9 protein-coding genes are annotated in these 13,946 nt (G+C 70.8%); 2 read left to right on the top strand and 7 right to left on the bottom strand.

Annotated features, from left to right (window positions below; genetic code table 11):
- The first annotated feature begins 16 nt into the window (after positions 1-16).
- Complete coding sequence (locus OZ403_RS13400; protein WP_140798010.1) at positions 17-874, top strand: FHA domain-containing protein; 858 nt, start codon at positions 17-19, stop codon at positions 872-874.
- Here the strand turns inward: OZ403_RS13400 and OZ403_RS13395 are convergent.
- The 6 genes from OZ403_RS13395 to OZ403_RS13370 all read right to left on the bottom strand — a co-directional run bounded on the left by OZ403_RS13395 (position 846) and on the right by OZ403_RS13370 (position 11,993).
- Entirely contained in the window at positions 846-1,316 is a 471-nt protein-coding gene (locus OZ403_RS13395) for a PH domain-containing protein (protein ID WP_268784367.1), read from the bottom strand. The two genes, OZ403_RS13400 and OZ403_RS13395, sit on opposite strands and share 29 nt — an antisense overlap.
- Positions 1,317-1,378: 62 nt before the next feature.
- On the bottom strand, positions 1,379-2,695 hold the full coding sequence (locus OZ403_RS13390; RefSeq protein WP_174258752.1) for a tetratricopeptide repeat protein: 1,317 nt from the start codon (positions 2,693-2,695) through the stop codon (positions 1,379-1,381).
- A gap of 92 nt (positions 2,696-2,787) precedes the next feature.
- Positions 2,788-4,098 carry an adenylosuccinate synthase gene (locus OZ403_RS13385; protein WP_268784366.1) on the bottom strand — a complete coding sequence of 437 codons (1,311 nt, stop codon included), beginning with the start codon at positions 4,096-4,098 and terminating at the stop codon, positions 2,788-2,790.
- A gap of 12 nt (positions 4,099-4,110) precedes the next feature.
- On the bottom strand, positions 4,111-7,773 hold the full coding sequence (locus tag OZ403_RS13380; RefSeq protein ID WP_140790060.1) for a UvrD-helicase domain-containing protein: 3,663 nt from the start codon (positions 7,771-7,773) through the stop codon (positions 4,111-4,113).
- Complete coding sequence (locus OZ403_RS13375) at positions 7,770-11,009, bottom strand: PD-(D/E)XK nuclease family protein (protein ID WP_140853960.1); 3,240 nt, start codon at positions 11,007-11,009, stop codon at positions 7,770-7,772. The genes OZ403_RS13380 and OZ403_RS13375 overlap by 4 nt, the downstream gene beginning before the upstream one ends.
- Before the next feature lie 162 nt (positions 11,010-11,171).
- Positions 11,172-11,993 carry a GNAT family N-acetyltransferase gene (locus tag OZ403_RS13370; RefSeq protein WP_268784365.1) on the bottom strand — a complete coding sequence of 274 codons (822 nt, stop codon included), beginning with the start codon at positions 11,991-11,993 and terminating at the stop codon, positions 11,172-11,174.
- 86 nt (positions 11,994-12,079) lie between these two features.
- Here OZ403_RS13370 and OZ403_RS13365 point away from each other — a divergent pair, with 86 nt between their 5' ends.
- Positions 12,080-12,988: a phosphatase PAP2 family protein gene (locus tag OZ403_RS13365; protein ID WP_268784364.1), complete on the top strand. Its 909-nt coding sequence runs from the start codon at positions 12,080-12,082 to the stop codon at positions 12,986-12,988.
- Here the strand turns inward: OZ403_RS13365 and OZ403_RS13360 are convergent.
- Positions 12,985-13,917 carry a metallophosphoesterase gene (locus OZ403_RS13360; protein ID WP_140790052.1) on the bottom strand — a complete coding sequence of 311 codons (933 nt, stop codon included), beginning with the start codon at positions 13,915-13,917 and terminating at the stop codon, positions 12,985-12,987. The genes OZ403_RS13365 and OZ403_RS13360 overlap by 4 nt on opposite strands.
- Positions 13,918-13,946 lie beyond the last annotated feature (29 nt).

Raw genomic sequence — 13,946 nt, 5'->3', positions numbered from 1 at the left:
GCTCCCGGGCTGTCTCATGCGCTTCGAATTTGAACACCTGGGCTCCACCACCCCCTTCGAGCTCGCCGATGGCATCCACCTCCTGGGAGGCGGCCCGGATGACCACATCCGACTGGAGGGCCTGCCCCCAAGCCTTCTCAGCCTGCGCATCGAGGCGCAGCGACTCATGGTCGAGGCCGCGCGCACCTTCTCCGTCAACGGCGTGCTGGTCCCCCCGGGTGTCCCGAGGCTGGTGATTCCCGGAGAGGCGCTCGGCCTGCCCGACGACATGGGACTGCGCGTGCTTCAAGAGGCCGTCAGTGAGCGCGGGCTGGGCACCGTGGCGCTCCTCAAGGGACTGCTGACGGGAACGGATGAACCGGCCCCATCGCGCGCGGCCACCCTCACCTGCCTCACGGGACTGGATGTCGGGCGCGTCCATGCGCTCGCCGAGGCGCAGACGGACATCGGACGGGGCAGCGACGTGGCGATGCGGCTGAGAGACCGGGCCGTGTCCAGGACGCATGCGCGCGTCCACCACGGCGAGGGAGGATTTTCCCTGGAGGACCTGGGCAGCCCCAACGGCGTCTTCCTCAACGGACAGCGCGTCGAATCCCGGGTTCCTCTGGCGGATGGCGACGTCATTGAAATGGGCCGCTCACTGCTCCGCTTCCAGGCCACCGTGGAAGAGCCCCCGCCCCCCGTGCCAGCTGGCGAACAGGAATCGCCCTCCGGCGCGGTCAGCCCTGCTTCCACCGAAGTCACGGTGGAGCCCACGCCCGAGGCACCTCCCAGCGGGCCCAAGCCTCACGGCGAATGGTGGCTGATTGGCCTGGGCGCGGTGGCGGCATTAGCGGGCGTGGCCGTCACGTGGCTGCTCGCGACGGGAAGCTGACGCGAGGCTCAGCCTGGAATGGCCCCAGCCCCGCGCGCTCCACGAGGAGCCGCGCGAGCTGCTGATGGTGCCGAAAGAAGCTGGTGAAGTGGACGAGGCCCGCCTTGCCCCGGATGGCGTAGACCGTCACGGGCCCGGGCAGGACATCGAGCTTGCGGATGTCCGCGAAGGTGAAGCGCCGCGTCCGCACCATGCCTTGGTAGGTCAAGCCCCGGGCATCCACGACGATGTGCGTGCGCCCGTAGTACATGAGCGACACGGCGAAGAAGAGGACGAAAAAGCCCGCTGAGAGGAAGGTCTTGAGCGGGACCTCATCGAAGAATCGGAGGAGGTACACCAGCACGGCAACCCAGAGGAGACCCGCGGCGGCCATGGCCGCTGCGAAGACCCGTCGGGGCCTGAAGACCTGCCGTCCGTTCGGTTCCGCGTCGCGCCCGGTCATTCATGGAAGCTAATGCTTGGGGCTGACACGGTCCACCTACCCTCAGGCTTCCTGCCTGCCGGTCAACGCAGGCGCGCCGCCTTCTGTCGGGATTCCTCCTGGAGCTGGGGGCGGACGTCCGCGGAGGAGGAGGCGGCATAGCGCTCGTAGAGGTCGCGTGCCTCCAGCGTGCGGCCCATGGCGCGGAAAGATTCGGCCAGTCCGTAAAGCGGAGACGCCGAGCCGGGCTCCAGCTCCAAGGCGTACTGATAGTCCGCCGCAGCTTCCGCGTAGCGACGCAGGCCGATGTTGGCGCTGCCTCGCGCGACGAAGGCCACGGCCAGCATGGGCTCATGTTGGATGGCCTGGGTGAGGCTGGTCAGCGCGCCACTGAAGTCCTTGCTGGCGATGCGCTGTACGCCCTGCTCATACGCCCGGCGCGCCAGCACGCGCGTCGTGTCAGCCACGGGGCCGGAGCCCGGTGCCTGCCCCGCGGCCTGGGGAGAAGCGCCCGCCTGCGCCATCTTCGCCCGCGCGCGGTCGATGTTCTCCTTCGCGCTCTGCTGGATGGCCGCGTCCTTCGTGAGCGCGGTGGCCCGCTCCCACTGCGCCACCGCCTGTCCGTAGTAGCCCAGCACCGCCAGGGCGTTGCCCAGCTTGAACAAGGCCTCCACATGGCCCGCATCCGCGTGGGACGCATCCAGGAATGCGAAGGCCGCCTCGCGGTAGCGGCGCTCCTTCATCAAGGCGTCGCCGTCGCGGATGCGCGACGCAGCCAGCGCCGGGTTGGACGTCACGGACTCCACGGCAGGCGCCGCCGAGGGCGTCGCAGCGGCCGGCGCGGTGGCAACCGCGAGCGGCTCGGCGCCCATGGCCTTCAGGTGCTCGGTCGCCTTGCGGACCCAGACCTGCTCCCCCTTGCGCTGCTCACGGGCGATGTACGCCTGGTACGCGGGAATCGCCTTGTCCTTCTGGCCGAGCTGCCGGTAGCTCTCCCCCAGCCCGTAGTAGCCGTCCGCGTCGCCGGGCTCGAGCTCGGTGTAGCGCTCGTAGGCCTGTGCCGCGGTGGCCGCATCCCCCGTCTTCCGCGCGGCATAGCCCAGGTTGAACCAGGCCATCTTGAAGCCGGGGTCGGCCTTCGCGGCGTCGCGAAAGAGCGTGAGCGCCTCCTGCACCTGCCCCTTGCGGAAGAGCACGCTGCCCAGGCCATTGAGGGCGGAGGGATAGCCGGGCGTGTCGGCCAGGGCCTCGCGGTAGGCGGTGGCCGCGTCATCCCAGCGGCCACGCGCCAGCGCCGACTCCCCGCGCAGGAAGGCGGCCCGGGCCGCGGCGGATGGCTCCGCGGCTCCCAGCAGCATTGCCGCGGACAGCGCGATGACGAACCTGCGCAAGACGACCATGACGGCTCCCGGGGTATCGATCCGGAAGCCGTAGCAGAAAAACCAGGGCCGCGTCAGCACGCCCGCGAGCGACGCCAGCCCTTCGCCTCCGCTCAGCTCCGGAACGGGTTCTGGAGCAGCACCGTCTCACCGCGGTCGGCGCCCACGGAGACGCACACCACGGGGACGCCGCTGACCTCTTCCACGCGGCGCACGTAGCGCTTGGCGTTCTCCGGCAGCTCGTCGAAGGTCCGCACACCGGCGATCTGCTCGTCCCAGCCCTGGAGCGTCTCGTAGATGGGCTTGACGCGCGCCAGGTCCTCGTAGTCGCCGGGCAGCTCCGTCACCTTCTGGCCGTCCAGTTCGTACGCGGTGCAGATCTGCAGCGTCTTGAGGCCGCTGAGCACGTCCAGCTTGGTGAGCGCCATGCCCCACAGGCCATTGACGCGCGAGGCGTAGCGCAGCACCACGCCATCCAGCCAGCCGCACCGACGGGGCCGGCCAGTGGTGGCGCCGAACTCGTCACCCACCTTGCGCAGCTGGTCGCCGATGGCGTCGTTCAGCTCCGTGGGGAACGGACCGCCGCCCACGCGCGTGGTGTAGGCCTTGCTGATGCCCATCACCTTGTCGATGGCCGTGGGGCCCAGGCCCGAGCCCACCGCCGCGTTGCCCGCCACGCAGTTGGAGGACGTCACGAAGGGATAGGTGCCGTGGTCCACGTCCAGCAGCGTGCCCTGCGCGCCCTCGAAGAGGATGCGGGCGCCGCGGCGCACCTGACCGGACAGGTAGAGCGAGGCGTCGTGGACGAAGGGCTTGAGCCGCTCGCCCAGGGCGGTGAACTCCGCCAACACCTGCGGCGCCTCGAGCTGCGGCACCGGGTCGCCCGCCTGCGCGCACAGGTCCTTCAGTTCGTCCAGCGCCGCCGGCAGCCGGGCCTCGATGCGCGTGCGCAGCCGGTCCGCGTTGAGCAGGTCCCGCACGCGGATGCCGCGACGGGCCACCTTGTCCTCGTACGCGGGGCCAATGCCCCGGCCCGTGGTGCCAATGGCGCTGCCGCCGCGAGCCTTCTCGCGGAAGCTGTCCAGCAGCTTGTGCCACGGGAAGATGACGTGGGCATTGTCGGAGATGAGGAGCTGCGCGTCGTCCTTGAGGAAGCCGCGCACCTTCAGCGCGTCAATCTCCCCGACGAGGACGGCAGGATCCACCACCACTCCGTTGCCAATCACACACGTCTTCCCAGGGTGGAGGATACCCGAGGGAATCAGGTGGAGAATGGTCTTCTGCCCGCCCACCACCAGCGTGTGGCCCGCGTTGTTGCCGCCCTGGAAGCGGACGACGACCTGGGCGTGCTCGGTGAGAAGGTCAACGACCTTGCCCTTCCCCTCATCTCCCCACTGCGCTCCGATGACGACGACGTTCGGCATGGTGCTCGCCGCTTAGCACGCGCGGGGGGCCGGGTGACAGTGTTCCGCGAAGCCACAATGCAGGGCTTGGCAGGCTGCCTTCTCCCTCCCATCCCATTCACCCCTGGCTTCACCGCGTGCCACTGCCCGTGCAGCCCCCGCGAGCCGCCCGGCGGCCTCCTCCAGGCCCCTCGTCCCGGACAGCCACTCGGGCTCCGGCTGGGGCTCTCGCAGGAAGACGACTCCCACCCGCACCGGCACCCCTTCTCGCACCATCCGCCGGGCCACCAGTCCCAGTGCCGCCAGCTCGTAGGTGTACGCGGCCGCTCCCAGTGGATGACGCCCACCGTGTTTGAAGGCCACCACCACGGCCTCCCCGTGGGGCGACTCCCACAACAGGTCCACCGCCCCCTCGACCCCCACCTCACCCTCCAGGGCAAGCATGAAGGGCAGGCCCCGGTGAATTGTCTGTGACGGCGCCCGCGCCAGTTCACGTGCGAACGCCGACGTCAGGAAGCGCTCCACGGTGTTCAGCACTGCATGCATGCCCTCTTCGTCCGGAAGCGCGCCCGCGTCACGCAGCAGCGTCTCCAGGTGGGCCCGCCGCTCGGAAGCGTCCACATCCGGCGCCGCCAATCGGAGGTCGACGCCGCGAAGCAGCCGCTGCACCAGGTCCTCGGGACGCTCAGCGGGAAGCCAGCCGTCAGGCTCCACCAGGGGCGGCGCGCCACGAGGCAGCACTTCCCAGGGCCACGGCGCACCGCGCAGCCCCAACCGGTGCACGTAGTGGAAGCGGCGCGGACAGGCGATGAAGTCCTGCAACGCCTCCGCGGAAGCCACCGCGGCGCCCAGTGACTCCGCTTGCGCGACACGCTGGCCTCGCACCCGCAGCAGCGCGGCTTCGACGCGCGCCTCGGCGAGCAACAGGGCATCCGGACCGGGCGGCTCCGGGTCCGCCGGTGGCGGGAGCGTGTCGACGTCCAGATCATCGACCAGGCCACGCAGGTCCGCGTCCACCTCCAGGCGCCCGTCAATGAGATGCCACCAGGAGTCCTTGCCACCGCGTGGCTCCGCGCCGCCCGCCAGCACCAACATGTCCTTGGCACGCGTGAGCGCGACGTAGAGCAGGCGGCGGTACTCGGCGTCCTCGCGCGCCTTCAGCTCCGCGCGCACCGCGTCGAAGCGGCTGGAGGTGTAGTCGTCCAGCGAATCCGGAACCCACGGCCGCAGGGAGATGCCATGCGTGCGCTCGAAGTGGGCACGGCCCGAGGTGCTGCGCCTCCGGCCGCCCGTCGAGGGCACCACCACCACCGGCCACTCCAGTCCCTTGGCGCTGTGGATGGTGAGGAGTTGCACCGCGCGAGGGTCGCTCGCGTCCAGCAGGTCCGCCTGGGCCTCCGTGGGGTTGTTCTCCGCCAGCATCCGCAGCTCGCGCGCGAAGGCCACGCAGCCGCCCGTGCCGCGCTCGTCCCGCCGCGACGCCAGCGCCAGCAGCTTCTCGACGTTGGCGCTGGCTTGCTCCGCATACGGCGAGCCCGCCAGCGCTTCGCGGTAGCCGGTCACGTCCAGCGCGGATACCAACAGCTCCCGCACGCCCATCCGGTCGCGCTCGCGCCTCAGGCCGGGAAGCGCGGCGAGGAAACGCTCCAGCCGCTGCCGCTCACGCTCGGACAACGACGCCAACACCTCCGGGTTCGTCAGCCGGGGCGACGACAAGGACAGGGGCGCGTCTCCCGCCAGGAGGAACAGTGACGCGTCCTTCAACCCCACCAAGGGTGAGCGCAGCACCGCCGCGAAGGCCAAGGCATCCTCGGCATCCGCCAGCAGCGCGAGCAGCGAGGCCAGGTCCAGCACCTCCTGCGCGCCGTAGAAGCCACGACCGCGCAGCACGCGGTGCGGGACACCGTGGCGGATGAGCGCCTGCCGGTACACCTCCAGGTGCGTGAAGGTCCGGAAGAGCATGGCCACGTCTCCGCCCCGTGCGGGACGCAAACCTTCGCCATCCTCGCGCGCCACGGACGCAGGTGCCCCCGGCGCCAGTAGGCACCGCAGCCGCCGGGCAATCGCATCCGCGTCCAGCCAGCGCAGGTCCGCCGCCGTGTCCGCTTCCTCCAGTTGCAGCCGCTCCACCACCGGCGCGTCCGACAGCGACGGCCTCACCGCGGCGAGGTCGTCCTGCTCCGGGACGTAGATGACCTCGAAGGGCCGAGGCGCCCGGGCATCGGCGGCGACGAGCACCCCCGCGAAGGTGCGGTTGAAGAACGACAGCAGCCCGGGCACGGAGCGGCGGTTGTGCTGGAGAAAGCCGCGCGTGCCGCCCTCGTCCACCAGCTTCCTCGCCAGGACGGAGAAGACGGACACGTCCGCGCCGCGGAACTCATAAATGGACTGCTTGCGGTCACCCACCGCGCAGAGGAAGGCGGGCTCCAGCGGCAGCGCCGTCGCCAGGTCCGCGTCCGGCGGCAGCTCGCGCGGGCCGTCCTCGCGCTTCTCCGCCAGCAGCAGCACCAGCTCCAACTGGAGGCGGTTGGTGTCCTGGAACTCGTCCACCAGCAGCGCGCCGATGCGCTCCTGCACCTGGCGGCGGAACTCGGGATGCGCGCGGAGCAGGTCGCGCGACTTCACCAGCAGGGACGTGAAGTCCAGCACGTTGCGGCGGGACAACTCCGTGTCGTGCCGCGTCTCCACACGCGTCAGCAGTTCGCGGAACGTCACCTCGAAGGGCGCGGTGCGCCACGCGGCCCAGGCATCATCCAACCGGGGCACGGAGCCATCGCTCTTGCCGAAGACGCGCCAGTAGAACTCTCGCACGGGCCCCGCGGCCCCCTTGCTGAGCCGCGCGAAGTTGCGACCATCCGCCTTGAAGCACGCGCGCAGCCACGGGAAGCGCTCGCCCTGCCCGAAGTTCTCGGGCGTCATGCCGTTGAGCGCGCGCTCCAGCCCGCCCAGCAACCGGCTCCACTCGCCCTTCGCGTCCAGGCCCCGCGCCTCGGCGCACAGCTCCAGGCACCGGGTGACCGACGACTCCAGCTCCGCGCGCGCTTCGGCGGCGTCACTCACGGCGGCCTTCTCCGCGCGCAGCCCTTCCTCGCGCAGCTTGCCGTAGACGGCCACCAACGCGGCCACCAGCCCATCAGAGAAACCCGAGCCGGAGAAGCCCAGCTCCTGACACAGCTCCCGGACCTGCGCGTCACCGGCTTCCAGTGCGTCCAGCACCACGCGCTCGCAGACGTCCTGCACCAGCCCCGTCGCCTCGAGCGAGTCCAGCACCTCGAAGTTCGGGTCGATTCCCACCGCGGGCGGCGCGCGCCGCAGCAACTGGCCGCACAGCGAGTGGAAGGTACCCACCGTGGCCGCGCCCAGTTCCTCACGCAGTTGCCGCCAGGCGTCCGGCAGCGGGAACGGCTTGTCCAACCGCGCCAGCGACGCTCGCAGCTCCACTTCCTGGTCCAGGCGCGTGTCGCCCTGGGCCAGCCCGTCCAGACGATGGCGAACGCGGGCGCGCATCTCCGCGGCGGCCTTGTCCGTGAACGTGAGCATGCACAGCCGCGACGGGCGCACCGCACCGCCGGCCTCGCGCGCGCCGGCCAGCAGGTGCAACGTCATGGTGACCAGGCTGTATGTCTTGCCCGCGCCGGCGCCCGCCATCAGGGCGAGGTTGCGCTCCAACGCGAAGAGGGACGGCTCGCCGCTCATCCCCCGTCCTCCGTGATGCGCCTGTCCGTAATCCGGCACACCGCGCGATAGCCACACGTCCCGCAGTCCTGGGGCCGCGCGGCGAACTGGCCCTGCCGCAGTGTGCCCACCAGTGCCTCCACGGCGTTGGGCAGGTTGAGGCCTTCCTTCTCCGCCACCTTCGCGCGGACCTCGGGGTCCTTCGACAGCAGCTCGTCCAGCTCCACGTCGGAGATGACCTCGGACAGGCGGATGGCCATGCCCGTGCGCAGAGAGAACCACGCGGCCTGCCGCGCTTCCGTGTGGCCGCTCTCGCGCGCCGCGTAGAGGTACAGCGGGAGCTGGAAGTCCGACGTCAGCAGCCGCTCCTTCAGCGAGCGCTTGTCCAGCCGGCCCGACTTGTAGTCGATGACACCCACCTCGCCGCCCGACTTGTCGAGCCGGTCGATGGTTCCCTCGAAGTACACGGGCTCCTCGCCTGCGTGCAGCACGACGTTGCTCCACTTGTCGTCACGGGCGGCGGGACCGAAGCGGAACTCGAAGTTCTCCGGCGTCATCGCGTCGAAGGGCAGACCGCGCCGCTCGTCCACGAGGATGCGGCGAGCCATCGCTCGGGCCCGCTCATGCGCCAGCTTCCACAGCTCCGGATGCCCCACGTGGTGCACGCGCTCGAAGTCCTTGATGGCGGCCTTGAGCGCGGCGTCCAGCACCTCGTCCGGAACCTCCTCCGGCGCCTTGCCCAACAGCTGCTTCTCCTTCAGGGCCGCGAAGACCTCCTCCACCACCTTGTGCCAGAAGGTGCCGCGGCCCCGGGCGTCGAACTCCTCGCCCGGCACGTCCGGCTCGGCCACCTTCAGGCCATATGAAAGGAAGCCCTGGAAGCCGCAGTTGCCGAAGCGCGCCAGCGCCGACGCGGAGAGCGGCCGGGTGATGTCGAAACGGAACGTCTCGCGCAGGGACTCGCGCTGCGTGTCGAGGTCCACCGAGCCGGAGTACGGGCCAGGCTGCACTTGCGGATCGCCGAAGAAAAACAGGCGCTCCATCTCCACTTCCGACAGCTCGCGCGCGCCCGCGTACCAGGCTTCGGGTGCGAAGCGGCGCCGAAGCACCGCGGCCGCCGCATCGGGTTCGGTGACGCGCAGCTTGGGCTGGGACAGGGCTTCCAGCGCCACGCAGCGCCGCAGCTCGGACTCGGTGAGTACTTCGTCCAGCGGCGGAATGGGTGACAGCGAGCGCGGCTCCCACTTCAGCGCGGTGAGCCGGCGCACCTCTTCCAGGAACGCCGATGGCACCTGCTCCTGACCGCCCGCGGACTCCACCGCGAAGGACAGGCTGACGCTCGCCTCGGCGGCAGCAAGTGCGCTGGCGAACAGCAGGCGGTCCTCGGTGAGGCGCCACGCCGCGCGCTCGTCGAACTCGCCGCCCGTGAGCCGGAAGACGTCGCGGCCCAGATGTTTGTTGAGCGCGGCGCGCTCCGCGTCCGCCAATAGCGGAGACGGTGCGTCACGCCCGGGGAAGCGGCCTTCCGTCAGTCCCGCGAGGAAGAGGTGCTGGAAGGAACGGCCCGGCAACTCGGCCACGTCGAGCACCTCGACGGCGGCACCACGGGGCCCGCGCGGAGGAAGGTGCGCATCCGCCATCGCGTCACGCAGCCAACGGCCAAAAGTCCGGCGGCGCATCTTCGGTCCGCCGCCCACCGCCTTCATCATCCGCGTCAGCCCCTGCACCCGCAGGCGGAGCGCTTCGCGCGCGGCATCATCCCGAGCCCGCGCATCCGCCGCGCGCGCGCCCAACCCACCCTCCTCGCGTGGCGCCAACGCGCCCTCCGAATCCACGAGGCCCAGCCGCTCCACCACCTGCCACCACGCCGCGAGCAACTCCGCGGCGGTGCCTTCTTCGGGAATGCGGCGGCAGGCTTCCACCAACAGCAGACAGCGCTCACGCAGCAGCTTCACGGCGTCGACTCGGGTGCTGTCCTGCGCCTTGCGCGTACCGCTGAGCGCGAGCAGCCGCCGGGCCAGCCCGTCCAATCGCACGTCGTAGGCGCCCCGGCCTCGCACCGCGCCCAGCCGGTCATCGCGCACGGCGGCCTGGGCAAAGAGCGTCGCGGGCGCATCCGGTCCACCGCGTGACAGCTTTGGCGCATAGCGGCTGCCCATCAGGTCCGCCATGCGCTCGACCGGAAAGCCATCCTCCACCAGCAGCGGCAGGTCCAGCGCCAGACGCACGGGCCCGGCGAGTCCCAGCGGCTCGCCCCAGGGCAGGCGCACCGGCACGCCCAGCTCCCCCAGCGACTCCGCGAGCCAGCCGGCCTCGGGCCCCAGCTCGCGGTACGCCACCGCGATGTCACCGGGCGCCACGCCTTCGGCCAGCAGGCGCCGCACGTCCCGAGCCAACAGACGCGCCTCGTCACGGGCCGTGGCCGCGTTCCACACGCGCAGGGACGGCACCGTGTCCTTCAACACGTCGCGCGGCGCCCGAGGCGAGAAGAGGTGGCGTCCCAGGTCGATGAAAGGCCGGCCCTCGAAGGAGACGTCCGCCTTGAAGAGGTCCACGTGCGTCATGGAATCGCCGCGGTTCTCGAAGGCGCGGAACAGCGCCGTCAGCGCCGCGTCCGCCGCGGGCGAGCCACCCACCGGCGTCTCCACGCGCAACGTCACCCGACGGGACTCACACGCCGCCGCCAACGCGAGCAACAGCTCCAACCCCGAGGGCCGCACGTCGTACACACCGTGCAGCACGAGCGTGCTCAGCCCCTCAAACCCCACGGGCCACGCGCCTCGGCCCAGTGCCTCGCGTGCACCGCGCAGCACATCCTCGCGGTCGGCGAGACAGAGCTCCGCCATCCGCTGTTCGTACAGGTGGTACAGGCGCGCAATCACGCGGATCCGGGTCCTGCGCTCCTGCGGCAGGATTTCCACCGCGTCCTGAAGCTCACGAGCGGACAGGCGCCCGGCCTTCAGGTCCAGCACCACGTCCAGCGCGGCGCGCGCGAAGGCGGGCTCTCGCACATAGTCGCCGAAAGGCGTAGGCCCCAGCTCCAATCCCAGGGAGGCCACCACCGCTCGCGCCGCCACCGCCGGGCATGGACGCCGGTTGAGCTCCCGCGCGCCGCCCATCGCTTGCAGCATTTCGTCCCAGGTCAGCAGGTGCGCGCCCACGCTCAGCCCACTGGCGTCGCCCATGGCCCGCAACGCGGCCTGACGCCGGCCGGCGTCGGGGAACACGTGGAGGGTGCGGCCAGAGCGGAAGGGCATGCGGGGCGGATTCTAGAACGACCGGGCGGGTGACTTTCATGCTCCATTCAAGGCCCGCCGCCCAGGTCATTTCCGCGCCTGCCCGGCCGCTGTCCGCGTATTCCCGGCCAGTCCATCGATATCCGCGCCGGGCCTCCCGGTTTTACAACGAGTCTCGGGGGCTCATGAGCGCGCCTCCAGTGGCAGCTCCAACTCGAGTTGTGTGAGCGGAGTCGGCCCCAATCCCGCGCCCAGGAAGAAGCGCGCCAGGGGGCCTTCCGGCACGACGGCGCTCACGGCCAGCGCCTTCCCGGGCCACCGCGCGGCCAGGGCACCCAGGAGCCCGCGGCCAGCGCCCTGCCCCCGGGCCGAGGGCTCCACCCCCACGGAGCGGACGACCAGCGTGGGCGCCGCCACATCCGCCACCACCGCCACCGCGGGGCCCAGCCGGAACGCACGCGCGGGCAGCGCCAACCCCATGACCGTCGCGGGAGCCAGTTGCCAGGGCAATCCCTCGGGCAGCAGCCGCGCGCACTCCCACGGGTCCACTTCCTCCAGCGCGGAGGCACCCGCCAAGGGCTCGGGCGTCCCCATGAAGCCCACCAGCCGGCGAACGCGCTGGAAGCCCAGCCGCTCGTAGAGCGTCACCGCGGGCGCGTTCTGCTCGATGACCTCCAGCAGCATCCGGGTGTCGCCCCGCGCTCGCGCGTCCTCCAACAGTGGACGCAGCATGGCACCGCCCAGTTTGCGATTCCGCCAGGCGGGCACCACCCCCATTCCCGCCACGCGGCTCTCCCGTCCCCGGCGGGCCATCAACACGAGCCCCACGGGCTCCCCGTCCACGCGCGCGACGCGGCTTTCCTCCAGCGAGATGTGCTCACTGCGCACGCGTGCGTCGAACGGGCCGGGGGCATCCGGCACGGTGACGAAATACCCCTCGAAGGCGCGGGCAAACAGCGTGGAGAGGGCGCGCAGCGGCAGGTCCGACGCGGGAGTCAATTGCATGAGGGGGCACGCCTCCAAAGACATGCGGGCCGAGTCTACGCACGAAGTCATGGGACTTCGCTGGAACCCGAAGGGATTGCGCCCCTATGCTGCCAGCCGTGCGCCTCCCTTATCGAGCGTTTGCCATTGCCGTCCTGCTGGCTGTCGTCCCCTTCTCCCCCGCCGCCGCGCAAGGCGGCTCGGACGAGCCGCGGCTCCATGAGCTCCGCTTCGACTGGACCCGGGATGGGGTCATCACCGGCGCGGCGGGCGTGCTGTGGATTTCCAGTGAGACGCTCTTCAAGGACAACCTGGCCCCGGCGCAGTGCCGCTGGTGCGACCGCGCGCCAGATGGGACGGACCGCCTCAACCGGCTGGACCGCTGGGGACGGGGCATCGTCGGGTCGACGCCGTCCGCCCGCAAACGGGCCCACAACTGGAGCAACATCATCGGCTTCGGCGCGCTACCGGCGGGAGTGCTCGGCATCCAGTACGCCATGGGCCATGGCTCGGGCGCTCCGACTCGCTACTTCGCCCAGGACGCCACCATCATCGTCCAGAGCGCGGTGTTCGCCTCCCTGGCGAACCAGACGGTGAAGTTCATCGCCGGCCGCGAGCGCCCCTTCGTCCACGTGCTGCCCGAGGACCAGAAGGGCCTCACCGACCACCCCAGCGACAACAACCTGTCCTTCTACAGCGGGCACACCAACCTCGCCTTCTCGCTGGTGGTGTCCGCGGGCACCGTCGCCGCGCTGCGCGGCTACAGGCACCAGGCGTGGATCTGGGCGGTGGGCCTGCCCGTGGCAACCTCCGTGGGCCTGCTGCGCATGGGCGCAGACAAGCACTACCTCACGGACGTGGCCACCGGCGCATTGCTCGGCTCGGCGGTCGGCGTCGCCGTGCCCCTGCTGCTTCATGGACGGAAGGGCGAGGCTACGCCGAACATCCAGTCAGGGCAGGTCCAGATGTCGCCCGTGGCCAGCGCGCGGATGGTGGGCATCTCCGGCACCTTCTAGTTCCGCGCCGGCATCGCTTCTCCCAGGCCGAACTCCGCGGGGGCGCCCTCTCCCTCCGCGGCCAGCGGAGGCAGCGAGTTCATGTCCCAGCGCTGGCCGGCGGTCCACGACACGGCGCCCGACAGGCCCCAGCCCGCGCGCAGGGCCTGACGGTCCTCGTACTCCAACCAGAAGATGGACTCCTGGGCCCTGGCCGCCTGGTCCAGGCAGGCGATGCGGGTGGCCGGACGTCCCGGGGCCTCCAGCGTCACCGCGAAGCCCTTGTGCGAGTGGCCGCACAGCATCCACTTCGGCAACACCGTGTCCACGAGCCGCCGCGTCACGGGATTGCCAATCCAATAGGAGGGCAACGGCCTTGGCGGTGACGGGTTCTCCTCCCGCGCGCGCTGGACGATGCCTCGCGGCCATTCGTGGACCAGCATCAGGTCCACGTCGCGCAGCTCCGCCACCTGTTCGACCTCTGGCGTGCGGAAGTAGCCGGCCTGCTTCACCATGTCCGGCGTGGAGGGTGGCTTCAGCGGCTGGTCGACGAAGCGCGGCGCGTGGATGCCCGACAGGTACGCCACCCGCAGTCCACACAGTTCGCGAACCCCGGCTCGGCCCAGGTACGTCACGTTCGGCGCCAGCTTGCCGCCCTGCTGGAGGTCGTGCAGCGCCTCGAAGTCCTCGTTGTTGCCCCCGATGAAGTACAGGGGCCGCTTCACTTGCCGGAGCCCATCCGCGTATTCCGCGAACTCGGCGGGCATGGCTCGCTTGGCGGCCTTGCGCCGGTGGTCATCCGCGCGGCGGAAGGCTTCGACGTCGCCCACCGCCAGCACCAGGTCCACCCGGCGGCCTCGAGCCTGCTCCAGCGCGTCCAGCCACGTCTCCACACGGTGGAAGCGACCATGGATGTCGCCCACGGCCGCGACGAGTAGGGGTTCCGGCATCTTGCTTGAAAGGCTGCACGCGCCGTACC

Origin of the sequence: Myxococcus sp. NMCA1 (assembly GCF_026810205.1) — a bacterium.
Lineage (GTDB): Bacteria > Myxococcota > Myxococcia > Myxococcales > Myxococcaceae > Myxococcus > Myxococcus xanthus_A.
Note: the sequence above shows the minus strand (reverse complement) of the source record. Positions and strands in the feature narration are given on the sequence as shown.